Annotated in this window: 23 protein-coding genes; 11 read left to right on the top strand and 12 right to left on the bottom strand. The window is 64.3% G+C overall.

Going from position 1 to position 24,940, the window contains the following annotated elements:
- Positions 1 to 96: 96 nt before the first annotated feature.
- The 3 genes from P9236_RS09170 to P9236_RS09160 all read right to left on the bottom strand — a co-directional run bounded on the left by P9236_RS09170 (position 97) and on the right by P9236_RS09160 (position 2,089).
- Positions 97 to 801 carry a uracil-DNA glycosylase family protein gene (locus P9236_RS09170; RefSeq protein WP_278074279.1) on the bottom strand — a complete coding sequence of 235 codons (705 nt, stop codon included), beginning with the start codon at positions 799 to 801 and terminating at the stop codon, positions 97 to 99.
- Positions 741 to 1,352 (bottom strand): glutathione S-transferase, encoded by a 612-nt coding sequence (locus tag P9236_RS09165; protein ID WP_278074277.1) that lies wholly within the window; start codon positions 1,350 to 1,352, stop codon positions 741 to 743. Before P9236_RS09165 ends, P9236_RS09170 begins: the two co-directional genes overlap by 61 nt.
- A 113-nt stretch (positions 1,353 to 1,465) precedes the next feature.
- A complete protein-coding gene (locus P9236_RS09160) occupies positions 1,466 to 2,089 on the bottom strand; it encodes a thermonuclease family protein (protein ID WP_278074276.1) in 624 nt (207 codons plus the stop codon).
- Positions 2,090 to 2,165: 76 nt separating this feature from the next.
- On the opposite strand from P9236_RS09160, the gene P9236_RS09155 reads away from it, so the two are divergent.
- On the top strand, positions 2,166 to 3,686 hold the full coding sequence (locus tag P9236_RS09155) for a HAMP domain-containing sensor histidine kinase (RefSeq protein ID WP_278074275.1): 1,521 nt from the start codon (positions 2,166 to 2,168) through the stop codon (positions 3,684 to 3,686).
- A gap of 14 nt (positions 3,687 to 3,700) precedes the next feature.
- Here P9236_RS09155 and P9236_RS09150 read toward each other — a convergent pair whose 3' ends face one another.
- Complete coding sequence (locus tag P9236_RS09150) at positions 3,701 to 4,696, bottom strand: nicotinate-nucleotide--dimethylbenzimidazole phosphoribosyltransferase (RefSeq protein WP_278074274.1); 996 nt, start codon at positions 4,694 to 4,696, stop codon at positions 3,701 to 3,703.
- A 159-nt stretch (positions 4,697 to 4,855) separates the two neighbouring features.
- On the opposite strand from P9236_RS09150, the gene P9236_RS09145 reads away from it, so the two are divergent.
- Both P9236_RS09145 and P9236_RS09140 read left to right on the top strand, forming a co-directional pair.
- Positions 4,856 to 5,086, top strand: coding sequence for a DUF1289 domain-containing protein (locus P9236_RS09145; RefSeq protein ID WP_278074273.1), 231 nt, complete (start codon positions 4,856 to 4,858; stop codon positions 5,084 to 5,086).
- Between the two features lie 13 nt (positions 5,087 to 5,099).
- A complete protein-coding gene (locus P9236_RS09140) occupies positions 5,100 to 5,804 on the top strand; it encodes a TIGR02281 family clan AA aspartic protease (protein WP_278074272.1) in 705 nt (234 codons plus the stop codon).
- A 72-nt stretch (positions 5,805 to 5,876) separates the two neighbouring features.
- Here the strand turns inward: P9236_RS09140 and dusA are convergent, their stop codons facing one another.
- Both dusA and P9236_RS09130 read right to left on the bottom strand, forming a co-directional pair.
- Positions 5,877 to 6,887: a tRNA dihydrouridine(20/20a) synthase DusA gene (gene dusA, locus P9236_RS09135; RefSeq protein ID WP_278074271.1), complete on the bottom strand. Its 1,011-nt coding sequence runs from the start codon at positions 6,885 to 6,887 to the stop codon at positions 5,877 to 5,879.
- 202 nt (positions 6,888 to 7,089) lie between these two features.
- Positions 7,090 to 7,515, bottom strand: coding sequence for a DUF982 domain-containing protein (locus P9236_RS09130; RefSeq protein ID WP_278074270.1), 426 nt, complete (start codon positions 7,513 to 7,515; stop codon positions 7,090 to 7,092).
- A 179-nt stretch (positions 7,516 to 7,694) separates the two neighbouring features.
- Between P9236_RS09130 and P9236_RS09125 the strand changes: the two genes are divergently transcribed.
- Positions 7,695 to 9,152, top strand: coding sequence for an NCS1 family nucleobase:cation symporter-1 (locus tag P9236_RS09125; protein WP_278074269.1), 1,458 nt, complete (start codon positions 7,695 to 7,697; stop codon positions 9,150 to 9,152).
- Positions 9,153 to 9,255: 103 nt separating this feature from the next.
- On the opposite strand, the gene P9236_RS09120 is transcribed toward P9236_RS09125, so the two are convergent.
- From P9236_RS09120 to tpiA, 5 genes are all read right to left on the bottom strand, one after another.
- Complete coding sequence (locus P9236_RS09120; RefSeq protein WP_278074268.1) at positions 9,256 to 9,801, bottom strand: DUF1697 domain-containing protein; 546 nt, start codon at positions 9,799 to 9,801, stop codon at positions 9,256 to 9,258.
- A gap of 22 nt (positions 9,802 to 9,823) precedes the next feature.
- Positions 9,824 to 11,461 (bottom strand): CTP synthase, encoded by a 1,638-nt coding sequence (locus tag P9236_RS09115; RefSeq protein WP_278074267.1) that lies wholly within the window; start codon positions 11,459 to 11,461, stop codon positions 9,824 to 9,826.
- 171 nt (positions 11,462 to 11,632) lie between these two features.
- Entirely contained in the window at positions 11,633 to 12,751 is a 1,119-nt protein-coding gene (locus P9236_RS09110) for a L,D-transpeptidase (RefSeq protein ID WP_278074266.1), read from the bottom strand.
- A gap of 213 nt (positions 12,752 to 12,964) precedes the next feature.
- Positions 12,965 to 13,462, bottom strand: coding sequence for a preprotein translocase subunit SecG (secG, locus tag P9236_RS09105; RefSeq protein WP_278074265.1), 498 nt, complete (start codon positions 13,460 to 13,462; stop codon positions 12,965 to 12,967).
- 169 nt (positions 13,463 to 13,631) lie between these two features.
- On the bottom strand, positions 13,632 to 14,399 hold the full coding sequence (tpiA, locus tag P9236_RS09100; RefSeq protein WP_278074264.1) for a triose-phosphate isomerase: 768 nt from the start codon (positions 14,397 to 14,399) through the stop codon (positions 13,632 to 13,634).
- A gap of 143 nt (positions 14,400 to 14,542) precedes the next feature.
- On the opposite strand from tpiA, the gene P9236_RS09095 reads away from it, so the two are divergent.
- The 6 genes from P9236_RS09095 (at position 14,543) to lexA (ending at position 20,815) form a co-directional block, all read left to right on the top strand.
- Positions 14,543 to 16,435: a peptidyl-prolyl cis-trans isomerase gene (locus tag P9236_RS09095; protein ID WP_278074263.1), complete on the top strand. Its 1,893-nt coding sequence runs from the start codon at positions 14,543 to 14,545 to the stop codon at positions 16,433 to 16,435.
- Positions 16,432 to 17,442, top strand: a complete 1,011-nt coding sequence (gene trpD / locus P9236_RS09090; RefSeq protein ID WP_278074262.1) for an anthranilate phosphoribosyltransferase — start codon at positions 16,432 to 16,434, stop codon at positions 17,440 to 17,442. The genes P9236_RS09095 and trpD overlap by 4 nt, the downstream gene beginning before the upstream one ends.
- A gap of 4 nt (positions 17,443 to 17,446) precedes the next feature.
- Positions 17,447 to 18,259: an indole-3-glycerol phosphate synthase TrpC gene (gene trpC, locus P9236_RS09085; RefSeq protein WP_278074261.1), complete on the top strand. Its 813-nt coding sequence runs from the start codon at positions 17,447 to 17,449 to the stop codon at positions 18,257 to 18,259.
- Between the two features lie 2 nt (positions 18,260 to 18,261).
- The gene (gene moaC, locus P9236_RS09080; RefSeq protein ID WP_278074260.1) at positions 18,262 to 18,756 is read left to right on the top strand and encodes a cyclic pyranopterin monophosphate synthase MoaC; all 495 of its coding nucleotides are present in this window, start codon (positions 18,262 to 18,264) and stop codon (positions 18,754 to 18,756) included.
- 2 nt (positions 18,757 to 18,758) lie between these two features.
- The gene (glp, locus tag P9236_RS09075) at positions 18,759 to 19,964 is read left to right on the top strand and encodes a gephyrin-like molybdotransferase Glp (protein ID WP_278074259.1); all 1,206 of its coding nucleotides are present in this window, start codon (positions 18,759 to 18,761) and stop codon (positions 19,962 to 19,964) included.
- Positions 19,965 to 20,080: 116 nt separating this feature from the next.
- Positions 20,081 to 20,815: a transcriptional repressor LexA gene (gene lexA / locus P9236_RS09070; RefSeq protein ID WP_278074344.1), complete on the top strand. Its 735-nt coding sequence runs from the start codon at positions 20,081 to 20,083 to the stop codon at positions 20,813 to 20,815.
- Here lexA and P9236_RS09065 read toward each other — a convergent pair.
- Complete coding sequence (locus P9236_RS09065) at positions 20,799 to 23,264, bottom strand: ComEC/Rec2 family competence protein (RefSeq protein WP_278074258.1); 2,466 nt, start codon at positions 23,262 to 23,264, stop codon at positions 20,799 to 20,801. The genes lexA and P9236_RS09065 overlap by 17 nt on opposite strands.
- A gap of 102 nt (positions 23,265 to 23,366) precedes the next feature.
- On the opposite strand from P9236_RS09065, the gene gltX reads away from it, so the two are divergent.
- The gene (gene gltX / locus P9236_RS09060; RefSeq protein WP_278074257.1) at positions 23,367 to 24,791 is read left to right on the top strand and encodes a glutamate--tRNA ligase; all 1,425 of its coding nucleotides are present in this window, start codon (positions 23,367 to 23,369) and stop codon (positions 24,789 to 24,791) included.
- Positions 24,792 to 24,940 lie beyond the last annotated feature (149 nt).

Genomic DNA, 24,940 nt, shown 5'->3' with positions numbered 1-24,940 from the left:
GGGGAATAGTTTCGCTATAATCCCTTTTATCAGGGCCTTTCACAAGAAAGAAATTCTGCCGATGGCGGCAAAAGCGAGTGATATCTTGCCGAATGCCTAGCCGATGCGATAGCGGATTTCCGACCGCAGGAAAGGCAGCAAATCCATTTCAAACCAGGGATTCTTCTTCAGCCAGCCGGTGTTCCGCCAGGATGGATGCGGCAACGGCAGCACCCTCGGGCCGGCCGCCGCATCCCAGATGGCACGCCAGTTTTTGACCGTTTCCGTCAGCGACGACCCACGCGCCATGCCCATGTGCCAGGATTGCGCGTAGCCGCCGATCGTCAGCACCAGATTGATTTGCGGCATCAACGCCATGAGCGGCGCGCGCCAGGCCGGCGCGCATTCGCGGCGCGGCGGAAGATCCGCGCCCTTGGCGTCCTGCCCCGGAAAGCAAAAGCCCATCGGCACGATGGCGAATTTTCTCGTGTCGTAAAATTCTTCGCTGCTGACGCCGAGCCAACTTCTGAGGCGATCCCCGGAAGCATCGGTGAACGGCATGCCTGAGATGTGAACCTTGGTGCCCGGCGCCTGGCTGGCGAGCAGGATGCGTGCGCTGGACGACGGCCTGAGCACTGGCCGCGGCTCGTGCGGCAAGGGTCGGCCGCGCGGCTGCTCGACGCAGATGCGGCAGGCCCGCACCTTGGCGGTGAGGCATTCCAGCTCTTCGCTCGTATCGGAGAGTTCGTCCAAACCCGGCCTCAGGCAGCGGCGCTTGGCCGGCTGGCGAGCGCCGCGTGCCAGCGCAGCACGTTCGTGCACTCTTCAGGCACCTTGATGCGGGCCGGCTTCATGAAATCGATGGCGATCAGCCCCGTGATGTCGGCGACCGAATAGGTGTCGCCTGCGGCGAATTCCCTGCTCACCAGCTCGCGGTCGAGGAGATGCAGGAACTCGATGGCCTTGGGCTTGTTTGCCTCGCCCCACTCCGGGATCTGCGGCACCTCCCACTCCTTCATCGCCGGGTGGATGTGCCGGAACGCCGCGGCAACGCAGCTCATGAGATTGAGCTCCATGCGTCTTTGCCACATCTCGACCATGGCCTTGCCGAGCGCGCCTTCGCCGAACAGAGCAGGCTCGGGATGCAACTCTTCGAAGTAGCGGCAGATGGCTATCGATTCGGTGATGATGGTGCCGTCATCGAGTTCCAGCACCGGCAGCCGCCGCAGTGGATTGCGCGACGCCACGGGCTGCTCGCGATGTTCCAACGCGCCCATATCGACTGGCACCAGCGGAACCGTCAGTCCCTTTTCCGCCAGGAAAACCCGAACCCGCCTGGGGTTCGGCGCGCGACCGCCATCGAACAGCTTCATTCCATTCTCCGATCTTTCGCCCCGATCATAGGGCGCGCTTCAATGCATGTCGCCCATGTCGCCCAAAAGTGCTCAGCGTTTTTGGGGAGACGGACATGATACCAAACAGAGCATCACCGGAAGCGAACAAGCTCGCGCAGCGCATCGCCAAGCGAAACCAACATGCCGTGCTTCCTCTCGACCGGCTGATCGTGATGGCCGTCGCGCCAGTCCTGCGGCTCTTCGAAGGAGCCGGCCCAGATGCCGGCCTTGGCGGCTCGCGCAACAGTCTCCTCGGTTTCGAAGTCGCCGAAGGCGACGGCCCATCCAGCCTGCACTTGAGCACGGTTGAGGTCTGTGTCGCCTGCCTTGCAGTCGCCGAGCAGCCTGCCGTAGCGGTCGCGCTGCCAGCCGCTGCAGGAAACCGGCCTGCTGGCGATCAGCCGCACCAGCGACTGCCGCGCAAGCTTGCCGCAGGGATAGTCTGAGCCGTCCTTGCGGCACGACTGGGTGTACTCCGGAGCGTCGATGCCGCGCATGCGGATGCGCTCGGTACCGAGCGTGATCGAATCGCCGTCATTGACGATCGCCATGCCCTGTTCCTTGCGCGTTTCGAAGCGGTCGAGCCGCGCCGCCACCAGGATGAAGAGACCGAGCAGAAGCGCGGTCAGCGCGTAGTCCAGCAGCCTGCGCCACAAGGTTCGCGGCGGGGCTGGCGCATATCGCCGGCGCGGTCTTCGCGACCAGGAACGGCTCATATGGCAAACAGTCTCTTAATCATTCGAACGTAGCTTAACGAACTGAAAATCGCTGCGCGCAGAAATTGAACTTGGCATGCCTTTGCTACGCTCGGACACAGCGGACAAATTCATTGTGGACCGCAGGAAACCGCATCGCAACAGCGATGTGGCGCGCGCGGTGCGCAGGACGCGTGATCGTCTCTCGCAGCAGGCCGGCAGCCTCGACTTCGACCGCGAGCTGCTGAAGCTGCATGCGCGCGCCATGGCGGTCAGCGCGATCGCCATACCGCTGCTCGTGCTCACCGTGGCGGCAGTCGGCCGCTTTGCCGGCTTGGGCAACCAGGTCGCCATCTGGGCTCTTTTCACCCTTCTCTGCTACACGATCGTCGCTTTCATGGCGCGGCGCGTCGAGCGCACGGAGGCGGCCGAGCTCGACCCGGTGCGGACGCGCCGCGATTTCCTGATCGGCCATGCGCTATGCGGCCTCGGCTGGGCCTGGTTCGCCTGGCTGGGCTGCGACACATGCCAGGTCGACCAGTTCCATGTCGTCAAGGCCATGGTGCTTCTGGTCGCCATGGCGACGACTGCGGTCATGGCATCGTCGCTGGGCGGCGCCCTGCTCGCGACCTTCGCCGTTCCGGTCGCGGTCTATGCCTATGCCGTCGCACGTGTTTGGACGCCGATCGAAGGGATCATGGCGGCGCTTCTGGTCGCCGCCCTGCCCTTTTTCGGCTACGTCGCGCGCCATCTCAACCAGGCTTCGTGGATGGTGCTCTCCTTTCGTTCCGAAAAGGACGCGCTGATCGCCGAGGTCGAGACGGCGAAGTCGATGTCCGACGAGGCCAGGCGGCGCGCCGAGGACGCCAATCTGGCGAAGTCGCGCTTTCTCGCTTCGATGAGCCATGAGCTGAGGACGCCCCTCAACGCCATCCTCGGCTTCTCTGAAGTGATGGCCAATGAAGTGCTCGGGCCGATGAACAACCCGACGTATCGCGATTACGCGCGTGACGTGCATGATTCCGGGCAGCATCTGCTCGACCTGATTAACGAGATCCTCGACCTGTCGCGCATCGAGGCCGGCCGCTACCAGCTCAACGAGGAGCCGGTGGTGCTGGTGACGATCGTCGAGGACTGCTGCCACATGATGGAGCTCAGGGCCCGCAACAAGGACATCCGCATCATCCAGGAGTTCGAGACCACACTGCCGCGCCTGTTCGGCGACGAGCGGGCAATCCGGCAGATCGCACTCAACCTGTTGTCCAATGCTATCAAGTTCACCCCGTCGGGTGGCGAAGTCCGCGTCCGTGTCGGCTGGACCGCGGGCGGCGGTCAGTACATCTCGGTCAAGGACAACGGTCCCGGCATACCGGAAGAGGAAATCCCCGTGGTGCTTTCGGCCTTCGGCCAGGGCACGATCGCCATCAAGAGCGCCGAGCAGGGAACCGGTCTCGGCCTGCCGATCGTGCAGGGCCTGCTCGATATGCATGACGGCGAGTTCGAGCTTCACTCCAAGCTGCGCGAAGGCACCGAGGCCATCGCCATCTTCCCGCTGAGCCGGGTGATGGAGGAATTGCCGGCGCTGCCGACCAAGGCCGTCGCCGCGCGGCGGCGCTAGTCCGGGCAAGTATTCTAGAGCCGAACCGCCGCCGCCATGCCGGAACTGGCGAGCGCCGCCGCCTTGACGAGACCGGCGGCAAGCCCAGCCCCTACCCCTTCTTCGTGACTGATACCGAGATCGAGCAAGGGCCGCAGACCGAGTCTTTCGGCGACCTTGGCATGACCGGGCTCCGGCGACAGGCTGGCGAGCAGGCAATGGTCGATCGCTGAGGAATTGACCCTGTGCAGGACCGCGGCGGCAGCCGTCGCGACGAAGCCGTCGAGCAGCACCGGAATCTTCTGCATGCGGGCGGCGAGAATGGCGCCGCACATCGCCGCGAACTCGCGGCCGCCGACCCGTCGCAATGCTTCGAGCGGATCGCCGAGGCCGGTGCCATGAAAAGCCAGCGCCCGATCGACCACTTCGGCCTTGCGCGCCATCATTGCTGCATCCGCGCCCGATCCCGGCCCGATCCAGCCGGCGCCCTTGCCGCCGAACAGGGCCGCGCATAGCGACGCCGCAATGGTCGAATTGCCGACGCCGAGATCGCCCAGGCATAGAAGGTCGGCGCCGCCGGCGACCGCTTCCATGCCGAAGGCCATGGTAGCGGCGCAGCCGCGCTCGTCGAGCGCCGCTTCCTCGGTGACGTCTCCTGTCGGAATGTCCAGCGCCAGGTCGAAGACCTTCAGGCCGAGATCGTTGGCGATGCAGACCTGGTTGATCGCCGCGCCTCCGGCGGCGCAGAGTTCAACGGCATTGGCGGTCGCAGAAACCGGCCGCGGCGAGATGGCATGGCGGACGGCGCCGTGGTTGCCGGCGAAGATCGCCACGAGCGGCCGGTTCACCGTCGGCGGCGCACGCCCGCTCCAGGCGGCGAGCCAGGCCGCGATGTCCTCGATCCGGCCAAGCGAGGCCTTCGGCTTGTCGACCTTGGCAAACAGCGTGCGGACGCGGGTTTCGGCGGCTGTGTCCGCCAGCGTCAGCGTCGTCAGGAGAGTGCGGAAGTCATCGAAAGGCTTTGCGGTCATTCCGGATGCGGTTCTTGCTGGAGAAGGCAGCGGCATAGCCGCGTTCGCGGCCGGGCACAACCTCCGGCAATGCCGCGAAAGCGTTGCCTGGCGGCGCATTGCGGAGGGCTTGCATTGGCTTTGCGGTTGCACCATGTGGAGTGAAGCCAAGAGAACAGCATGACCGCCATCGAGTCTCCGTGCATACTCGTCTGCTCGATCGACATGAAAACCGGCTTCTGTTTCGGTTGCGGCCGCACGCGCGATGAAATCGCCGGTTGGATCGCGATGACGCCTGAGGATCGGCGGGCGGTTATGGCCGATCTCCCGGGCAGACTCGAGACGGTGGAGCGTCGGCCACGCCGCGAGACGCGACGCGCCCGCATGGCGCGCGAGCGCGGCATGCCGTGAGAAAGGGCCGGCCATGAATCGCCTGTTCTGGATCGTCATGCTGGTAATCGGCGCGGGCCTGATCCTGCTGATGATGAACGATTCCGCCGGCAGCACCTTCGGTATCGCGAACCGCGATTTCAGCCGGCTTATCTGGGTGGGAGTCCTGGTGGCGGTGATCGGCGCCAGTCTCGTCCGCTCGGGCCGACCGCTCGGTGACATGGCGCGCAATCTCGGCGTCTGGGCGGCAATCGTGCTGGCGCTGATCGCCGGCTACCAGTACCGCTACGAGCTGCAGGACGTTGCCAGCCGCGTCACGGCCGGCCTCGTTCCGGGAAGTCCGCTGGCGCTCGGCTTGGACAACGGCCGCGCCACCGTGACGCTCGACAAGGCCGACAACGGCCATTTCGAAGCGCGAATCCTGGTCAATGGCGCGCCGGTGCGGACGGTTGTCGATACCGGCGCGACCAGCACGGTGCTCACGGCCGCCGACGCCCAGGCGGCCGGCTTCAACCCGGCGGCGCTCAGCTACACCGTGGACGTTTCGACCGCCAACGGCATGGCGCGCGCCGCCACCGTCAGGACCGACGAGGTAGCGATCGGCGGCATCGTGCGCAAGGATATGCCGGTCATGGTCGCAGCGCCCGGCATGCTCGAGCAAAGCCTGCTCGGCATGAATTTCATCAGTTCGCTGTCGGGTTTCGATGTGCGCGGCGACCGCATGATCCTGCGGGACTGATGCAATTCCAGGAAAAGTGTGTAGCGGTTTTCCGTTCGGAATTGCGTAAAAATAAGCTGCTCGACAAAAGCCTCAGGCGGCCTCGGCTTCGGCCGTCGCGAAATCAATGGCCGCGAATGCGGTCTTGAGAACTTCCGGCCCCGCGCCTGGCTTAGTGGCATCGGTGGACAAAATCTGCCTGTAGCGGCGCGCGCCCGGAAGGCCGTGGAACAGCCCGACCATGTGGCGCGTGACATGACCGAGCCGCCCGCCCTTCTCGATGTGACGCGCAGCATAGGCCGCCATGGCGTCGACCAGCGCCGCATAGTCGAAGGCGGTCGGCGGCTCGCCGTAAAATGCGGTATCGATCCCGGTGAGAACGCCCGGCGTATGATAGGCCGCGCGGCCGAGCATGGTGCCGTCGACATGGCCGAGATGTTCCGAAGCCTCGTCGAGCGATTGAATGCCGCCATTGATGCCGATGAATTCGTTCGGCTTTCTCGCTTTCAGCCGATAGACGCGCGGATAGTCGAGCGGCGGGATGTCGCGATTCTCCTTGGGGCTAAGCCCCTCCAGCCACGCCTTGCGGGCATGCACCCAGAGGGCATCGGCGCCGGCCGCCAACACGCCGTCGGCCAGCGCGTCGAGCGCGGTTTCGGGATCCTGGTCGTCGACACCGATGCGGCATTTGACGGTGACGGGGATCTTTACGGCTACCTTCATCGCCGCGACGCATTCCGCCACAAGCACCGGCGTCTTCATCAGGCAGGCGCCGAATGTGCCCGACTGGACGCGGTCGGACGGGCAGCCGACATTGAGGTTGATTTCGTCATAGCCGAAGGCCTCACCGATCACGGCGGCTTCGGCGAGCCTTTGCGGATTGGAACCGCCAAGCTGCAGCGCAACCGGATGCTCGATATCGTCGAATCCAAGCAAACGCTCCCGCGCGCCATGGATGATCGCGTCCGCCACCACCATCTCGGTGTAAAGCAGCGCCCGGCGCGTCAGCTGACGGTGGAAGAAGCGGCAATGCCGGTCCGTCCAGTCCATCATTGGTGCTATGGCGAGGCGCACCTTTTTGTAGTTGCTGCTCTTTTCCTGCATTTTCAGTGCTTTCGGCCCCAGCCATGAGGCATCCGCGCTCACATAAGAGATTTCGCTGCAATTTCCTACCCGCGGGCACGGAAACTGGCTGAAGGAGCGAATTGTCTGCAAAGAGGAGGTGTTCGACGGAATCACAAAAAAGCAAGAAGCGCTGCGCCAACTTAGGCGCAACGCCTTGTTTTGGCGTGATTTTCAGCTCAGCCTACCGCCTCAGGGCGTAGACATTGTCCGTGGGCGTGCCGCCCAAGGGCAGCGCCATGTCGTCGTCGAGAATCCGGGTGATGCGGGCAAAGCCGACAAAGGCCTTTCTCGCTTCCTCGGCCGACATGGTGCCCGACATCGCCGCCGAACAGCAATTCAGGGCGCACTGATAAACGGGGCCGCGTCTGCCCGTTGGCCACTTCCGCAGGAACACCATCGCTTCGGAGACGCTATCGACTTCCTCGAAGGGGTACCCCTGCCCACGCGCGATTCGCACTGGGGTAAAGAAATGCAAGCGATCCATCTTATCCTCCCGGTCGACCGCAAGGCGGCCGAACCGGAATAAACGCACGTCCGGCGGTTTGGTTCCAAACAAATTTGGTTGCCGTCCGAAAAAGTTCGGAATCGGGCGGTTGGCGCCCGTCACAGCCACTAGCTCGAGCCGACTCAGCCATCATACGCCTTGGTCGGCGATAATGGTGATTCTCATTGAATGTCTTTAAGGCGAAAGCCGGCAAATGGGTTGCTTGCCGGTTCCCCTGCGTAAGGCTTAACCTCGACGGTTAACGCGTGAGGGCGCGTTTTTGCAAAAGGGGAACACTTACAATGACCATACAAGGCGCATCGCCCGGCCTCTACAATGAGGATCTGGCTCCGGCAACGGTCAGAAACTGGGGGCCGTTTTCGATCTTCAACGTCTGGACGTCCGACGTCCACAGCCTCTGGGGCTACTACCTCGCCGCAAGTCTGTTCCTGTTCTGCGGCGGCTTCGTCAACTTCATTATCGCCATCGGCATCGGTTCGCTGATCATTTACGCGCTGATGAACCTGGTCGGCTATGCCGGCGTGAAGACCGGCGTGCCCTACCCCGTGCTCGCTCGGGCTTCCTTCGGCATCTGGGGCGCCAACATCCCGGCGCTGGTGCGCGCCGTCGTCGCCTGCTTCTGGTATGGCGCGCAGACAGCCGCCGCGTCAGGCGCGATCGTCGCGCTGCTGACGCGGCTGCAATGGTTCGACGAGTTCAACAAGAGCTCGCATCTTCTTGGCCATTCAACCCTGGAGGTGATCTGCTTCGTCGTCATCTGGGCACTGCAGCTTCTGATCATCCAGAAGGGGATGGAAACGGTGCGCCGCTTCCAGGATTGGGCCGGCCCCGCCGTGTGGGTGATGATGCTGATCCTGGCGGTCTATCTCTGTGTGAAGTCAGGCACCTTCGCCTTCACCAGCGACATTCCGATGGACGTGCTCCTCGACAAGACCAAGGATGCCGGCGTGCCCGGCGAGCCGGGATCGTGGACGGCGCTGTTCGCGGTGGCGGCGATCTGGGTGACCTATTTCTCGGCGCTCTACCTCAACTTCTGCGACTTCGCCCGCTACGCGCCGGACAACGCGGCGCTGCGCAAGGGCAACATCTGGGGCCTGCCGGTCAACCTGATCCTGTTCTCGCTGGTCGCCGGCGTCACCACGATCGCCGCCTACGACGTGTATCACGAGGTGCTCCTCCATCCCGACCAGATCTCCGCCAAGTTCGACAGCTGGTTCCTGGCGGCTCTCGCGGCGCTGACCTTCGCGGTGGCGACGCTCGGCATCAATGTCGTGGCCAACTTCGTCTCGCCGGCCTTCGACTTCTCCAATGTCTTCCCGCGCCAGATCGACTTCAAGAAGGGCGGCTATATCGCCGCGTTGATTGCACTTGTGCTCTATCCCTTCGCGCCGTGGGAAGGCAGCGCTGCCTCCTTCGTCAACATCATCGGCGCGACGATGGGGCCGATCTTCGGCGTGATGATGGTCGACTACTATCTGATCCGGAGGGCCGAGGTCGACGTCAACGCGCTCTACCGCGAAGACGGCGAGTTCCGCTTCCAGGGCGGCTGGCACGTCAACGCCTTCATCGCCGCCGGCATCGGCGCGATCTTCTCCTCGATCCTGCCCAACTTCACCAACTGGCTGCCGTCCTGGTGGGGCGTCTATGGCTGGTTCTTCGGCGTGGCGATCGCGGGCGCCGTCTACTACGTGCTGCGCACCATGGCGCTCGGCGCCGGAGCGAAGACGGCGAAGGCCTGAAAATGAGGCAGTAGGCAATAGGGACCAGGGAATAGCTTCTCTACTGCCTACTGCCTACTGCCTACTGCCTACTGCCTACTGCCTACTGCCTACTGCCTACTGCCTACTGCCTACTGCCCACCATCTCGGCCAGCCCACGCACCGTATTCCAATTGCGCGAGGTGCCGACGCCCATGCGCTTGTGATTGGAGGCTGCGAGCAGCCGCGAGCTTGGTCTTTCGCGGGAAAAGACCACCCAGATATCGCCGTCGACCAAAAGTACCTTCTCGTCCTTGGCTGCATAGGCCTGGAGCGCTTCAACCGCATCGGCCGGGGCAGACTTGCGCATCACCCGCACCGCGACCTGGTCGCCTGCATCGGCGGATTCGTCCGGGAATGGATTGCCTGCTGCGAGTTTCAGCCAAGCTTCGGCGCCGCGCACGATGATGTCGACACGGCGGCCGAAGGTTTCCTCGAAAGCGCTCTCCAGCCGTTGTTCGAGAACGGAAATCTTGGTCGTGCGTGCCTCGAAGACCAGATTGCCGGTCGCCACCAGCGTGCGGACATTTTTCAGCCCGAGGCTTTCGGCCATCGCCTTGAGGTCCGACATGACGACGCGCCGTCCCCCGCCGAGGATGATGCTGTAGAGCAGCGCGACATAAGTCTGCATGGCCAATCCGCCAGCCGACCGTTCAGACCAGTCGGCTCTGCTCCATCGCCGCTTCGATGAAGCTCGCAAACAGCGGATGCGGTTCGAGCGGCCGGCTCTTCAGTTCCGGATGGTACTGCACGCCGATGAACCAGGGATGGTCGGGATATTCGACCGTCTCCGGCAGCACGCCGTCGGGCGACATGCCGGCAAAGACCAGGCCGCAATCCTCGAGTCGCTGCTTGTAGTCGATATTGACCTCATAGCGGTGCCGGTGGCGCTCGGAGATCTGCGTGTCGCCATAAATTTCGGCAATCTTCGACCCCTTGGCGAGATCGGCCTGGTAGGCGCCAAGCCGCATCGTGCCGCCAAGATCGCCGGTGGCCCTGCGCTTTTCCAGCATGTTGCCCTTCAGCCATTCGGTCATCAGACCGACGACTGGTTCGTCGGTCGGACCGAACTCGGTCGAAGAGGCATGCTCGACACCTGCCAGCGAGCGCGCCGCCTCGATGCAGGCCATCTGCATGCCGAAGCAGATGCCGAAATAAGGCACCTTGCGCTCGCGCGCGAATTTCGCCGCCAGGATCTTGCCCTCCGAGCCGCGCTCGCCAAAGCCGCCGGGAACGAGGATGCCGTGCACCTTTTCCAGCCACGGCGTCGGATCTTCCTTCTCGAAAATCTCGCTTTCGATCCAATCGAGCTTGACCTTGACGCGGTTGGCGAGCCCGCCATGCGAAAGCGCCTCGATCAGCGATTTATAGGCGTCCTTCAGCCCGGTGTACTTGCCGACGATGGCAATCGTCACCTCGCCTTCCGGGTTGTGGATGCGGTTGGACAACGCCTGCCAAGGCTCCATGCGCGGCTTCGGCGCCGGGTCGATGCCGAAAGCGGCGAGCACTTCGGAATCAAGGCCTTCCTTGTGGTAGGCCATCGGCACGTCATAGATGTGCGGCACGTCGAGCGCCTGGATGACGGCGCTTTCGCGCACGTTGCAGAACAGTGAAAGCTTGCGCCGCTCTTCCTTGGGGATCGGCCGGTCGGCGCGCACCAGCAGGATGTCGGGCGCGATGCCGATGCCGCGTAGTTCCTTGACCGAATGCTGCGTCGGCTTGGTCTTCAGCTCGCCCGCGGTAGGGATATAGGGCATCAGCGTCAGATGCACATAGACCGCGTTGTTGCGCGGCAGGTCGTTGCCGAGCTGGCGGATCGCTTCCAAGAACGGCATCGCCTCGATATCGCCGACCGTGCCGCCGATCTCGCACAGGACAAAATCGTAGTCGTCATTGCCGTCAAGGACGAAATGCTTGATCTCGTCGGTGACGTGCGGGATCACCTGCACGGTGGCGCCGAGATAATCGCCGCGCCGCTCGCGCTCGATGATGTTCTTGTAGATGCGGCCGGTGGTGATGTTGTCCTGCTGGTTGGCCGAGCGTCCGGTGAAGCGCTCGTAGTGGCCGAGATCGAGATCGGTCTCGGCGCCGTCGTCGGTGACGAACACCTCGCCGTGCTGGTACGGCGACATCGTTCCGGGGTCGACATTGAGATAGGGATCGAGCTTTTTGATCCGCGCGCGATAGCCTCGCGCCTGCAGAAGAGCCCCAAGAGCTGCTGCGGCGATGCCTTTTCCGAGTGAGGAAACCACGCCGCCTGTGATGAATACATATCGCGCCATGGGAGTCATCGCTTAACGCGGCCTGATTGATTCCGCCAGAGAAAAAACCGCCGCGAGGGCTTTTTCTCAAAATGGCGCCAGTGGCCTCGAAGAGGCCTTTTCTTGCGGTCAAAACGAAAGGGCCGGCGGTGCCGGCCCTTTCGGCAGTTGCATGAACGCGTCGACGATGACGATTGGTCGTTAGATAATAACGACCTTGGTGCCGATCTTGACGCGGCTGTAGAGGTCCATGACGTGCTCGTTGATCATGCGGAAGCAGCCATTGGAGGCGCTGGTTCCGATCGACTGCGGCGCAATGGTGCCGTGGATGCGCAGATGCGTATCCTTCTTGCCGTCGTAGAGGTAGATGGCGCGCGCGCCGAGCGGATTCTCGCCGCCGCCGGGCATGCCGTCCTTGTACTGGCCATAGTGCTTCGGCTCGCGCTTCTGCATGTCCAGCGTCGGGATCCAGCGCGGCCATTCCTGCTTGTCGCCGACGGCCACCGTGCCCTTGAACTGCAGGCCTTCGCGGCCGACCGCGATGGCGTAACGGCGTGCGGTGGAAAAGGACTCGACGAGATAGAGGCGGCGGGCACTGGTGTCGATGACGATCGTGCCCGGCTCATAGCCGGTGAAGGTAACGTCCTGAGGCACGAATTCCGGCTTCACCTTGAACGGCCGCTTGGCGTCCTTCTTGGCGAGCGCCGAATCGAGCGCGCGGGTCTCCGGCAGATAGCTGATCGAGGACACCGACTGGCCGCCGAACAGCCCGGCGAACAACCCGCTGCTGCTCGCCTGCCGCTGGCCGGGCTGTTCGCTGCGCAGCTCACCATTGTTGCCGGTGGTCGTGATATTCATAGCCTCGGCCGGGATCGGTTCGTCGGTCTGGATCGGCGCGATAGGAGCCAAGGCTTCGAGCGGTGCGATGATCTTGGTGGTCTTCTTCATCGGCTTGGCGTCGGCCACTTCCGCCGACGTGCCCTTCTTGGATAGCCATTCCTGACGAGCCGCGTCCGCCTTGGCCTTGGCCGCCTCGCGCATCGCCATCTTGCGGGCCTCGAGCGCCTTGGCTTTGGCCGCTTCCTTGTCAGCCGCGATCTTGGCTTCGAGCTTGCTGATCTGGGCGAGGTCCTCGGAGGTTGGATTTTTCTTCTTCTTGAGGAGCTTCAGCTGCGATGCGTCGCTCTTGGCGGCGACGGGGATGGCGCCGGTCTTCTCGACCGACGGCGAAGCGGCCAGGTTTGCCGGTGAGGCGAAGGCCGCGGAACCGATGCCGAGGACGGCACAGAATCCCAAAATAATGAAGCTGCGAAGCTGCATGGCGAAGATCCGATCGTTCAATGCTTGTTGCCCACGGCGTCGCCCGGCGCCCCCCAAGGACGCCGAAAAGTGCCGCGCGCAATCTATAATCGATTAGCCGCGGACCTCTCAAGCTGAGCGAAGCGCTACGCTTGGTTGAATCTTCGTGATCAAGCAGCATTTGCCGCGACTGTGTTCAAAGAACAACAGATCGCGGCAGCAATGTTTGCCCGGCTACTGGTTCGGAACCTGCGGGGTGACCGGCAAGGTGACGCCGTTCGCGGCCGGCGGCGCGGTCGGATTCGCCGGCGCCTGGGTGGCGGGAGCGGTGGCCGGAGCCGTGGTGGTGGCGCCATTCGAAAGCGGGGTCGTGGTCGTCGTGCCGCCGGCAGGCGCCGCCGGCTGCGAACTGCCTACCGGACCGTTCGAGCCCGGCAGTTGGTTGAGCACACCCTTGCCGGCATTGTTGGTGGTCGAGGCAGGCGTGCGATCGAGAATGTCGATCGGCTTCTCGCCGTATCGAGCGATGATGGATAGTGCGAGCGAAGTCACGAAAAACGCGGCGGCCAGGATTGCCGTTGCGCGGGTAAGCGCATTGGCGGCGCCCCGCGCCGTCATGAAACCGGAGCCGCCGCCAATGCCGAGACCACCGCCTTCGGAGCGCTGCAGCAGCACCACGCCGACAAGCGCGAGCACGACCATGAGGTGGATGACGATCAGTACGGTTTCCATAATTTATCCTGGCGAGGCCTTGCGCGGCCGCGCATACGACCGATGATTTGGAGGCGGCTCCTTACAATGCTTTGGTGGCATTTCCAAGCCCGTGGCCGGGAATATGGGGAGCAATGCGGCCGTTGCAAAGATTTCAGCCTGCCTCTGCCGCGTAAGCCGGCTTCTGCGGCTACGCCATGTTCATGTAGGCTTCCGCGATGGCGAGGAAGTCGGCCGCCTTCAGGCTCGCGCCTCCGACCAGCGCGCCGTCGACATTCTCGACGCCGAGCAGTTCCACCGCATTGGACGGCTTGACCGAGCCGCCATAAAGAATGCGCATTCTGGCCGCGGCATCGCCGAGTAGCGCAGTGAGCTTGCCCCGGATATGCGCATGCGCCTCGGCAACGTCGGCGGCGGTCGGCGTCAGGCCGGTGCCGATGGCCCAGACGGGCTCATAGGCGATGACGGTGTTTGCGGCGGTGGCGCTTGCCGGCACGGAACCATCTAGCTGACGCGACAAGACATCGAGCGTCGCTCCGGCCTCGCGTTCGGCGCGCGTCTCGCCAATGCAGATGATGGCCACCAGCCCTGCCCGCCAGGCGGCCGATGCCTTGGCGTTGACGATCGCATCGTCGTCGCCGCATTGCTCACGACGCTCGGAATGGCCGACGATGACATGGCTTGCGCCGGCATCCTTCAGCATCTCGGCCGAAATCTGGCCGGTGTAGGCGCCGCTCTCCTTGGGGTGGCAATCCTCCCCGCCGGCGCGAACCGGCGTGCGGGAAAGGATCTCGGCCGCTTGGTGAAGCAAGGTCGCCGGCACGCAGACCAGCGCTTCCGTCTCCGCATCGAGCCCGCTCATGAAGCCATTGCCGATCATCCTCAACTCGTTGAGCGAGGCGCTGGTGCCGTTCATTTTCCAGTTGCCGGCGACGAGCGGACGGATTCCAGGGGTCATGGGGTCGGTTCTCCAGGCGACATAAGGCTGCGCCCTCACTACCAAAATCAAGCCACAAAGCAATCGACAGTGGGCCGGAAGGACGCTATTGCGCTTGCTTCAGACTCGGCGCATGCGAAAATGCGCAAAAATCGGAAGTAAGTATGCTTGGTTTATTGAGAAGCGCGGCGAGCACCTGGGTCGCGAAGGCGTTGCTGTCCTTGCTGGTGGTGAGCTTTGCCGTCTGGGGTATTTCCGGGCGCCTGTCGGGAACTTTGGCTGGGCACCATTCGGTGATCACCGCCGGCGGGACGACGGTGTCGATCAATGAGTACCGCCTCGCCTATGATCGCCAGATCAACTTGCTCTCTCAGCAATATGGCCAGCGCATCACGCACGAGCAGGCGAAGCTGCTGGGCATCGATAACCAGGTGCTCGCGCAGCTCGTTTCGGGCGCCGTCCTCGACGAGCAGGCCCGCAAGCTGGGACTCGGTCTTTCCAAGGACCGGCTGGCCGAGCTGACACGCGACGATCCGGCCTTCAGAGGCCCGAGCGGGCAATTCGACCGCAGGACCTTCGAATATCTGCTGCGCCAGGTGGGCATGCGGCCGGAGGACTATCTCAAGAACCGCTCGCAAGTGGCGGTGCGCCAGCAGATCGTCGAGGCGATCTCCGACGGCCTCAAGGCGCCGCAGACCTTCCTGAAGGCGGTTGCGCTCTATCGCGGCGAGGACCGCACGATCGACTATCTCGTGCTGCCGAAGACGCTCGTGCAGCCGATCGAGGCGCCATCTGACAGCGCGCTCAAAACCTATTTCGAAGCCAACAAGAAGAACTATGCCGCGCCGGAATACCGCAAGTTCTCCTATGTCCGGCTCGAGCCGCAAGACATCATGGACCCGACGGCGGTGACCGACAGCCAAGTCGCCGACGACTATAACAAGAACAAGGCGCGCTACACGACGCCCGAAATGCGCACCATCGAACAGCTGGTGTTCAAGACGCCGGACGCGGCCAAGGCGGCATATGATTCACTGAAGGCCGGCGCCACCTTCGACAAGATCGTCACCGCCGAGGGCAAGACCCAGGCCGACACCCTGCTCGGCACGCTGTCCAAGGACAAGATCGCCGACAAGGCGGTCGCCGACGCGGCCTTCTCGCTCAACGCCAACGAGGTTAGCCCGGTGGTCCAAGGCGCCTTTGGCCCGGTTCTGCTGCGCGTTACCGAGATCAAGCCCCAAGTGGTGAAGCCGCTTTCGGAAGTGTCCGATCAGATCCGCAAGGACCTGGCGCTCGGCGAGGCTAGCCGCGTCCTGCTCGACGTGCATGACAGCTACGAGGACACACGCGCCTCGGGCGCCTCTCTGGCTCAGGCCGCCGACAAGCTGAAGCTCAAGGTCGTCACCATCGACGCCATCGACCGCACCGGCCAGCGGCCGGATGGCACGATCGTCAAGGACCTGCCGGAATCGGCGAATCTCATCAAGGCGGTCTTCGAGGCCGAGCCGAATACGGAAAATGAAGGCCTGACCACCGCCGACAACGGCTTCGTGTTCTACGAGGTCCAGTCGGTCACCGCAGCGCGCGATCGTACGCTCGACGAAGTCCGCCAGAAGGTGGCGGCCGACTGGACGGCGGCCGAGACCGACAAGCGGCTCGATGCGAAGGCGCAGGAGTTGGAAAAGCGCCTCAAGGCAGGTGCGACGCTCGACGTCATCGCGGGCGAGCTGAAGCTCGAAAAGCAGACCAAGCGAGGCCTGAAGCGCGAAGCCGACGATGCCGATTTCGGCAAGGAAGGTGCTGCGGCCATGTTCGGCGTCGGCGAAGGCGGCACGGGTCTGATCCCCTCGCCCACCGGCGACGGCCAGATCCTGTTCAAGGTCGCCGAAGTCTTCGAACCGGCTGGCGCCGATGGCAGCTCGGTTCCCGACGATGCGCAGAAATCCTTCAGCGCCGGCATGTCCGACGACCTGCTCGACCAGCTGGTGGCGCAGTTGCAGTCGCAGTATGACGTTCGCATCGATCCGGCCGCCGTTTCGCAAGCACAGACACGATGAGCGCTCTCAAGACACACATAGCCAAGGTCGCCACCGGCACCGCACTCTCCTTCGAGGAAGCGCGCGAGGCCTTCGACATCATCATGTCGGGTGACGCGACGCCGGGCCAGATCGGCGGTTTCCTGATGGCGTTGCGCGTGCGCGGCGAGGCGGTGAGCGAGATTTCCGGGGCGGTCGCCACGATGCGCGCCAAGATGCTGCGCGTCGAAGCCCCGCTCGGCGCCATCGACATCGTCGGCACCGGCGGCGACAACTCGCACAGCGTCAACATCTCGACCGCCTCTGCCTTCGTCATCGCGGCGGCAGGGGTTCCGGTCGCCAAGCACGGCAATCGCGGCCTGTCCTCGCTGACCGGTTCCGCCGACGTGCTGACGGCGCTCGGCGTCAAGATCGACATTTCGCCGGAGACGATCGGCCGTTGCATCCACGAGGCGGGCGTCGGCTTCATGTTCGCGCCTGCGCATCATCCGGCGATGAAGCATGTCGGCCCGATCCGGGGCGAGCTCGGCACGCGGACCATCTTCAACCTGCTCGGACCGCTGTCCAATCCGGCCGGCGTCAGCCGACAGATGGTCGGCGTCTTTCTGCCGGAATGGATCATACCGGTGGCCGAGACGCTGAAGGCGCTTGGCGCCGAGCATGCCTGGGTCGTGCATGGCGACGGTTACGACGAGATCACCACCACCGGCGAAACGCAGGTTGCCGAACTTGCCGGCGGCGAGATCCGCACCTTCACGCTTACCCCGGAGGCAGTCGGACTGAAGCGCCATACCAAGGAAGAGCTGCGCGGTGGCGACGCGGCCTACAACGCCAAGGCATTACGCGATATGCTGGGCGGCGCCGCCGGCGCCTATCGCGATACCGTGCTGATGAATGCCGGTGCCGGCTTGGTGGTGGCCGGCAAGGCGACGACGCTCGCCGACGGCATTGAAGCCGCCGCGCAAGCCATAGACAGCGGCCGGGCCCTCGCGGTGCTCGACAAGCTCGTCGAGATTTCGAACGGTTAGAGCCTTGTCCGATATCCTGCGCAAGATCGAAACCTACAAGCGCGAAGAGATCGCCGCGGCGAAGCTCAACGTGCCGCTTGCCGATATCAAGGCCAAAGCGAAGGACATGGAGCCGCCGCGCGGCTTCCTCGCCGCGCTCGAGGCCAAACGCAAGGCCGGCGGCTTTGCGCTGATCGCCGAAATCAAGAAGGCGAGCCCCTCCAAGGGCCTGATCCGCGCCGACTTCGACCCGCCGGCGCTCGCCAGGGCCTATCAGCGAGGTGGAGCGGCTTGCCTTTCGGTGCTGACCGACGCCCCGTCCTTCCAGGGTGCGCCTAGCTTCCTGACCGCCGTGCGTGCCGCCGTCGGCCTGCCCGCTTTGCGCAAGGATTTCCTCTTCGATCCGTACCAGGTTTATGAAGCCCGCGCCTGGGGCGCGGATGCCATCCTCATCATCATGGCAAGCGTCGACGACGCTTTAGCCAGCGAGCTCGAAGCGACGGCTTTCGAGCTCGGCATGGACGCGCTGGTCGAGGTGCATGACGAAAAGGAGATGGAGCGCGCGCTTCGCCTCTCGTCGCGGCTGATCGGCATCAACAACCGTGATCTGAGGACCTTCGAGACCAGCCTCGAAATTTCCGAGCGGCTTGCAGCGATGGTGCCGGCCGGTCGGCTGCTCGTCAGCGAAAGCGGCATCTTCACTCATCAGGATTGCCGCCGGCTGGAGAAGAGCGGGATCGGTACCTTCCTCGTCGGCGAGAGCCTGATGCGGCAGGCCGATGTGGCTGCCGCGACCGAGCTTCTGCTGACGGGCAAGGCGCCGGCCGAGGCCTTTTGAGGATGCCTGCCCTCACCCATCTCGGCGCCAAGGGCGAAGCCAACATGGTCGATGTCGGCGACAAGGCCGAGACGACACGCACGGCGATCGCCGAGGGCTTCGTCTCGATGCGAGCGGAAACGCTGGAGATGATCCTGGCCGGCGACGCCAAGAAGGGCGACGTGCTGGGCACGGCGCGCATCGCCGGCATCATGGCGGCCAAGAAGACGCATGAGCTCGTCCCGCTCTGCCATCCGCTGCTCCTGACCAAGGTCGCCGTCGATATCGAGCCCGACCGCGCCCTGCCCGGCCTGAAGGTCACCGCGCTTGCCCGCGTCACCGGCAAGACCGGCGTGGAGATGGAGGCGCTGACCGCGGCGTCGATCGCCTGCCTCACCATCTACGACATGGCCAAGGCGGCGGACCGCGCCATGGTTATCTCCGGCATCAGGCTGGTCGAGAAGACCGGCGGCAAGTCGGGCGACTACAAGTCCGTCAAATCCGGGGCGAGTTCCTGACGATGGCGCTGGTTCCGGTCGCCGAGGCGCTCGGGCGCTTGTTGGATGGCGCAACCGCGCTGCCGGGCGAAAACGTGCCGCTGGCCGATGCGGCCGGCCGGGTGCTCGCCGAACCGCTGGTGGCGCTGCGCACCCAGCCGCCCTTCGACGCTTCGGCCATGGACGGCTATGCCGCCCGCGCTGTCGACGTGACCTCCGTGCCGGCGCGGCTTTCCGTGATCGGCGTGGCGCCCGCCGGGCGCGGTTTTGCCGGCTCCGTCGGCAAGGGTAAGGCGGTGCGCATCTTCACCGGTGCGCCGCTCCCCGAAGGCGCCGACACCGTCGTCATCCAGGAAAATGTTCGCGACCTCGGCGGCGGCAGCATCGAAGTGACCGAGCCGACGGCGGAAGCACGCAACGTCCGTCGCCGTGGACTCGACTTCGGCCAGGGTGATGTACTTCTCGAAAAAGGCCGCCTGCTCGATCCAGCAGCGCTATCGCTGGCGGCGTCCGCCAATCATCCGAGCCTCAACGTGGTGCGTCGGCCGATGGTGGCCATCATCGCCACGGGCGACGAATTGCTACCGCCGGGAAGCGCGCTCGGCCCCGACCAGATCATCTCGTCCAACGCCTATGGCGTAGCGGCGACGGCGCAGTCGGTCGGTGCCCGCGCCCTCGACCTCGGTATCGCCGCCGACCGGCAGGATGCGATTTCGGCGCTGGTCAAGAAAGCGGTCGCGGTCGGCGCCGATGTCATCGTCACCCTCGGCGGCGCCTCGGTCGGTGATCACGATCTGATCCACGACGTGCTGACCGGCGAAGGCATGCAGCTCGATTTCTGGAAGATCGCCATGCGCCCCGGCAAGCCGCTGATGTTTGGCCGGCTTGGCAAAATCCGCTGCATCGGCCTGCCCGGCAATCCGGTGGCGAGTCTTGTCTGCTCGCAATTGTTCCTGAAGCCGCTCCTGGCGCGTCTTGGCGGCCGCGATTTCCGACAGGACATCCGCACCGCGCAGCTGGCTTCCGCGATGCGCGCCAACGATCTCAGGCAGGACTATGTGCGGGCAGTCGTGCGCGAGGATGCCGGACAGTTGATCGCGACACCGTTCAGCATCCAGGATTCCTCCATGCTGAGGACGCTCGCCGAGGCCAACGGCCTGATCGTGCGCGAGCCGTTCGCCCCGGCTGCGGAAGCCGGCGACGAATGCAGCGTTCTGATGTTACGCTGAACAAAACGTCAACAGATTCACTAAACTTTAAACGGTTGCGGAACACAACTGGAACAGATAGTGTTTGTTCTGGGTTTGTTTTTCTGATTCTGGTTCCAGAACCCATGGGGGCCGCCATGCTGACGCGCAAACAACATGAACTGCTGATGTTCATCCATGAACGGCTCAAGGAAAGCGGCATTCCGCCGTCTTTCGACGAGATGAAGGAAGCGCTCGACCTCGCTTCGAAGTCGGGCATCCACCGTTTGATCACGGCACTGGAGGAGCGCGGCTTTATTCGCCGGCTGCCGAACCGCGCGCGCGCTCTTGAGGTGCTGCGCCTGCCCGATTCGATCGCGCCCGGCCTGAATGCGGCGAGAAAATTCTCGCCGAGCGTCATCCAAGGCGGTCAAGGCAATCTCGGCCGGCAGATCAAGCCGGCAGCGCCCTCCCGGACGCCGACGCCCAGCAATGACGACGACGCCATTTCGGCCGTGTCCATCCCGGTGATGGGTCGCATTGCCGCCGGTGTGCCGATCGACGCTATCCAGCACCAGACGCACTCGATCACAGTTCCGCCGGATATGATCGCTGGCGGCGAGCACTACGCGCTTGAGGTCAAGGGCGATTCGATGATCGAAGCCGGCATCTTCGACGGCGACACGGTGATCATCCGCAATGCCAATACAGCGAGCCCGGGCGAGATCGTGGTGGCGCTGGTAGACGACGAGGAAGCGACACTGAAACGCTTCCGCCGCAAGGGCGCCTCGATCGCGCTCGAGGCCGCCAACCCGGCCTATGAGACCCGCATCTTCGGACCGGACAGGGTCAAGGTGCAGGGCAAGCTGGTCGGGCTCATTCGTCGCTACTGAGTGGCGGCGGCTTGGTCTGTGGCTTCTCAGGCCGCTCGTATGGCGCTAGTCCCCTCGCCTCGCGCGAGTAGCGCCGCTGTTCGTGCCAGGGGCGATAGGGCTTTTCGACGGCATATTGAATGGCGGCTCGCGCCGTTGCCGACTGCGCGTCGAAGTAGACGGCGGCGCTGCCGTCACGCGCAAGCTGCCGCTTGGTGACGACGAGGATGCGTGGATCGCGGCAAGGATTGTAGGCCGTGGCGTCGTTGATGACGATAAGGTCGGCGAAGCTGCAGGCCGGCCTGGCGCTATCGTGGTTTTCCGCCAAGGCGACGATTGCACCGGACGGATGCCGGCCAATGCAGAGATCGCCAGTGCAGTAAAAGGGGGATCCCGCCGGCAGGTCGACCGGGTCTGCGATGTCGAGTGCGCCTTTCGCGAATGTTTCCGGCGGCACGATCGTTTCGGCCCGCAGCGCGCGTTTCCAATTGTCGGTGGTGAACTCGTTGGAGCGGGCGCGATTGATGGCGAGCTCGCCGCCGCCGATCGGCATCGCCACCAGATGCGCGTCCTCGGAGATCAGCAGGTCCGGCGTGCGCACTTGCGGGACCGCCAGTAGTGCGGCCAGCGCGAAGGGCACTGCCGCCAGCCTGAGCCAGGTGGTGGCCATGGTTGCTATCACCAGCGCGATTGTCGCGAGCAGCACCGACTGGATCGAGATCAGCCCCACGGCATCGACCGGCGACCGTTCCGAAATCCAGGCCGAAATCGCGATCATCGCCGTCAGGCCCTTGCCCATAACGTAGAGGAAAGGACCATCGAAGCCGAATGGCATCGCCAGTGCGCTAAAGACGGCAAACGGCATGACGACCAGCGACACGATCGGCATGACGGCCAAATTAGCCAGCAGGCTGAGCGGCGAGACGCGCTGGAAGTGCCAGATGGCAAACAGCGCCGTCGCACTTCCGGCAATGATCGACGTCATCGCGGCGCCGCCCGCTCCGACCGCAAGCTTGTGCGACAGGAACCGCAGGAACGACCGCTTCGCCGGCGGCGCTCTCACCTTGCCGGCGCGGTAGTCGGCCCAGCCCGCATAGGCGCCGACAAGGGCCGCGGTCGCGGCGAACGACATCTGGAAGCTCGGACCAACCACTTCGTGCGGCGACACCAGGATGACGGCGATGGCCGAAATCGCCAGGTTGCGCATCGTGAGCGCCGCGCGATCGAAGAGCACGGCGATCAGCATGACAGCGAGCATGATGAAGCTTCGTTCGGCGGCGACCACCACGCCGGAGATGACGAGGTAAGCGGCAATCGACACCAGCGCGATCGCAGCGGCATACTTCTTCACCGGCCGGCGTGACGAAAAATCCGGAAGCAGCGCGAAGACGCCGCGCAGCAAAAGCATGACTGTGCCGGCGACCAGCGCCATGTGCAGCCCAGAGATCGAGATAATGTGGTAGATGCCGGTCCGCCGCATCGCCTCGTTGATTTCCTCGGGAATGCCCGCGCGAACGCCGACGATCAGCGCCGCGGCAATCTCGCCTTCGGGTCCGCCGACGCTGCTTCTGATGTGATCGGCAATCGCCTCGCGCGCGTTCTCGATCGCTGAGGCGATGCTCGCCTGGGCAGGAGGGTCATTTGTCGGAATGACTTTCGGATCGCCGAGGAAAAATCCACTGGCGCCGATGCCGGAGAAATAGCTGTCGAAGGAAAAATCATAACTTTCGGGGCGAACCGGTCCGGTCGGCGGCAGGAGCCGTGCATAGCCCGTCACCAGCGATCCTGCCTTCACGTTCGGCGGAATCCTGCGTGCCGAGAGCCTGACGCGATCCGGCGCGTAGCGCAGTTTTGGCTGCGCGGTCGAGACGAGGTCGATGGTCAGCCGCACCCGGCCATTGGCCATCTCCTCGGCGACGACGACGCGACCCGTCAGCCGCGTCTGTATCTCTGAGCCGAGCATCGGCGTTGCGGTCCGCCATGTCTCGACCTTCGCGGCGACAAAGCCCAGCGCGCAAAACAGCGCCGCCATGAAGATAAGATGCGTCTTTGGCGAAGAACGGGAAACCACCGCGCAGACGGCCATCAGCCCCACCGCCGCCAGCGGCCGGTAGAGATCCGGCTCGCTGTTCAAGGAAAAATAGAGGATCACGCCGGCGGCAAGGAACACCGGCACCAGCAGGAAACCGATGCCGCGGTCGAGCTCGGTCGCGGCGGCCGAGGCGACGCTTCGGCGAAGCGCGGAAAAAGAGGCGCGGCGGAACTGCCTGCGGATTCGGTCGATGGTTGCCGGCTGAAGCGGCTGCGGCGCGGCATCACCGCCCGGCGGCAAGATCTCCGTGGCCGGACGCGGCGCCGGAACCGAAACCGGCGTCGCTTCTGCAGGCGCGGTGCCTGCAAACAGCAGGCGCTCGCTAACGCCAGCCGTCGTCCCCTCGCCCTCCTCCGCACCTCGGCCACGTCCAGCCATCGGGTCTGCCCCTTGCGCCCCAGACCTCCTATGCTACATGAACGCCGACCGCGCGAAAGTCCGCGCAATCACGCACTCCTTCAGTGCCACTCTGAGAGTTTCATGTCCGACAAGGTCGTCACCCGTTTCGCCCCCTCGCCCACCGGCTACCTGCATATCGGCGGCGCGCGCACGGCGCTGTTCAATTGGCTCTACGCCAAGCACACGGGCGGCACGATGCTGCTGCGCATCGAAGACACCGATCGCGAGCGCTCTACTGAGGCGGCGACGGCCGCCATCCTCGACGGATTGACCTGGCTCGGTCTCTCATGGGATGGCGAGGCTGTATCGCAGTTCGAGCGCGCGCCGCGCCACCGCGAGGTGGCCGAGGATCTCGTGCGCCTGGGCAAGGCCTACTACAGCTACGAGACGCCGGCCGAGTTGGAGGCGATGCGCGAGGCAGCGCGGGCCAAGGGCCTGCCGCCGCGCTACAACGGGCAGTGGCGCGACCGCGACTCGTCCGAGGCGCCTCCCGGCGTCAAGGGCGCTATCCGCATCAAGGCGCCGACCGAGGGCGAGACCGTCGTGCACGACCGCGTGCAGGGCGAGGTGCGCTTCCCGAACAAGGACCTCGACGACTTCATCATCCTGCGCTCGGACGGCAACCCGACCTACATGCATGCCGTCGTCGTCGACGACCACGACATGGGCGTCACGCACATCATCCGCGGCGACGACCATCTGACCAACGCCGCGCGCCAGACCGTCATCTACAACGCCATGGGCTGGGCGGTGCCATCGATGTCGCACATCCCGCTGATTCATGGTGCCGACGGCGCCAAGCTGTCGAAGCGCCATGGCGCGCTCGGCGTCGAGGCCTATCGCGCCATGGGCTACCTGCCTGAGGCCCTGCTCAACTATCTGGCCAGGCTCGGCTGGAGCCATGGCGACGACGAGGTCATGTCGATCGAGGACATGATCGCTTGGTTCGACATCGGCGACGTCAACAAGGGCGCCGCCCGCTTCGACTTCGCCAAGCTCGAGGCGCTGAACGGCGTCCACATGCGCAAGATGGACGACAAGGCTCTTCTCGACATCTTCGTCGCCACCCTGCCCTATCTCGGGGGCGGACCGGCGCTCGCGGCAAAGCTCGACGACAGGCGCAAGGCGCAGCTGCTTGCCGCCATGCCCGGCCTCAAGGAGCGTGCAAAGACGTTGGTCGAACTCGTCGATGGAGCCGCCTTCCTCTTCGCGGATCGGCCGCTGCAGCTCGACGAGAAGGCCGCCGGGTTGCTTGGCAATGACGCGCGCGCCATTCTGCGCGGTGCCCATGCCGCGCTCGCGGCGGTCGCCGGCGAATGGAACGCCGCAGCCGCGGAAGCCGCTATTCGCGACTTTGCGCGGACCGGCGGTCACAAGCTCGGCGCCGTGGCCCAACCGCTGAGAGCCGCGCTCACCGGCCGAAGCACATCGCCCGGCGTGTTCGACGTGCTTGCCGTGCTGGGACGCGACGAAAGTCTAGCGCGGATTGGAGATCAAATCGATTAGGAGCGAACTGGCCCAAGAAGATTGGCATTGAAAGGCGTGTTTCGCAGTGCAACATTAGGCCTTGGCCCAATCTGGCACGCACCCCCTTAAAATGCGGTGGCAAGTTCGCGCATTCCGGTGATTTCGACGTGTCGTTTGCAGGAATTGCC

Source organism: Mesorhizobium sp. WSM4884 (assembly GCF_029625675.1).
Lineage (GTDB): Bacteria > Pseudomonadota > Alphaproteobacteria > Rhizobiales > Rhizobiaceae > Mesorhizobium.
Note: the sequence above shows the minus strand (reverse complement) of the source record. Positions and strands in the feature narration are given on the sequence as shown.

Excerpts from the sequence above, each read along its gene's own strand:
- P9236_RS09155 (WP_278074275.1), top strand. The coding sequence starts at position 2,166 with ATGCCTTTGCTACGCTCGGACACAGCGGACAAATTCATTGTGGACCGC.
- P9236_RS09120 (WP_278074268.1), bottom strand. The coding sequence starts at position 9,801 with ATGCAGACTTATGTCGCGCTGCTCTACAGCATCATCCTCGGCGGGGGA.
- P9236_RS09125 (WP_278074269.1), top strand. The coding sequence starts at position 7,695 with ATGACCATACAAGGCGCATCGCCCGGCCTCTACAATGAGGATCTGGCT.
- gltX (WP_278074257.1), top strand. The coding sequence starts at position 23,367 with ATGTCCGACAAGGTCGTCACCCGTTTCGCCCCCTCGCCCACCGGCTAC.
- P9236_RS09160 (WP_278074276.1), bottom strand. The coding sequence starts at position 2,089 with ATGAGCCGTTCCTGGTCGCGAAGACCGCGCCGGCGATATGCGCCAGCC.
- P9236_RS09110 (WP_278074266.1), bottom strand. The coding sequence starts at position 12,751 with ATGCAGCTTCGCAGCTTCATTATTTTGGGATTCTGTGCCGTCCTCGGC.
- moaC (WP_278074260.1), top strand. The coding sequence starts at position 18,262 with ATGCCTGCCCTCACCCATCTCGGCGCCAAGGGCGAAGCCAACATGGTC.
- P9236_RS09115 (WP_278074267.1), bottom strand. The coding sequence starts at position 11,461 with ATGACTCCCATGGCGCGATATGTATTCATCACAGGCGGCGTGGTTTCC.
- P9236_RS09150 (WP_278074274.1), bottom strand. The coding sequence starts at position 4,696 with ATGACCGCAAAGCCTTTCGATGACTTCCGCACTCTCCTGACGACGCTG.
- tpiA (WP_278074264.1), bottom strand. The coding sequence starts at position 14,399 with ATGACCCCTGGAATCCGTCCGCTCGTCGCCGGCAACTGGAAAATGAAC.
- glp (WP_278074259.1), top strand. The coding sequence starts at position 18,759 with ATGGCGCTGGTTCCGGTCGCCGAGGCGCTCGGGCGCTTGTTGGATGGC.
- dusA (WP_278074271.1), bottom strand. The coding sequence starts at position 6,887 with ATGCAGGAAAAGAGCAGCAACTACAAAAAGGTGCGCCTCGCCATAGCA.
- P9236_RS09140 (WP_278074272.1), top strand. The coding sequence starts at position 5,100 with ATGAATCGCCTGTTCTGGATCGTCATGCTGGTAATCGGCGCGGGCCTG.
- secG (WP_278074265.1), bottom strand. The coding sequence starts at position 13,462 with ATGGAAACCGTACTGATCGTCATCCACCTCATGGTCGTGCTCGCGCTT.
- P9236_RS09165 (WP_278074277.1), bottom strand. The coding sequence starts at position 1,352 with ATGAAGCTGTTCGATGGCGGTCGCGCGCCGAACCCCAGGCGGGTTCGG.
- P9236_RS09145 (WP_278074273.1), top strand. The coding sequence starts at position 4,856 with ATGACCGCCATCGAGTCTCCGTGCATACTCGTCTGCTCGATCGACATG.
- P9236_RS09065 (WP_278074258.1), bottom strand. The coding sequence starts at position 23,264 with ATGGCTGGACGTGGCCGAGGTGCGGAGGAGGGCGAGGGGACGACGGCT.
- lexA (WP_278074344.1), top strand. The coding sequence starts at position 20,081 with ATGCTGACGCGCAAACAACATGAACTGCTGATGTTCATCCATGAACGG.
- P9236_RS09095 (WP_278074263.1), top strand. The coding sequence starts at position 14,543 with ATGCTTGGTTTATTGAGAAGCGCGGCGAGCACCTGGGTCGCGAAGGCG.
- trpD (WP_278074262.1), top strand. The coding sequence starts at position 16,432 with ATGAGCGCTCTCAAGACACACATAGCCAAGGTCGCCACCGGCACCGCA.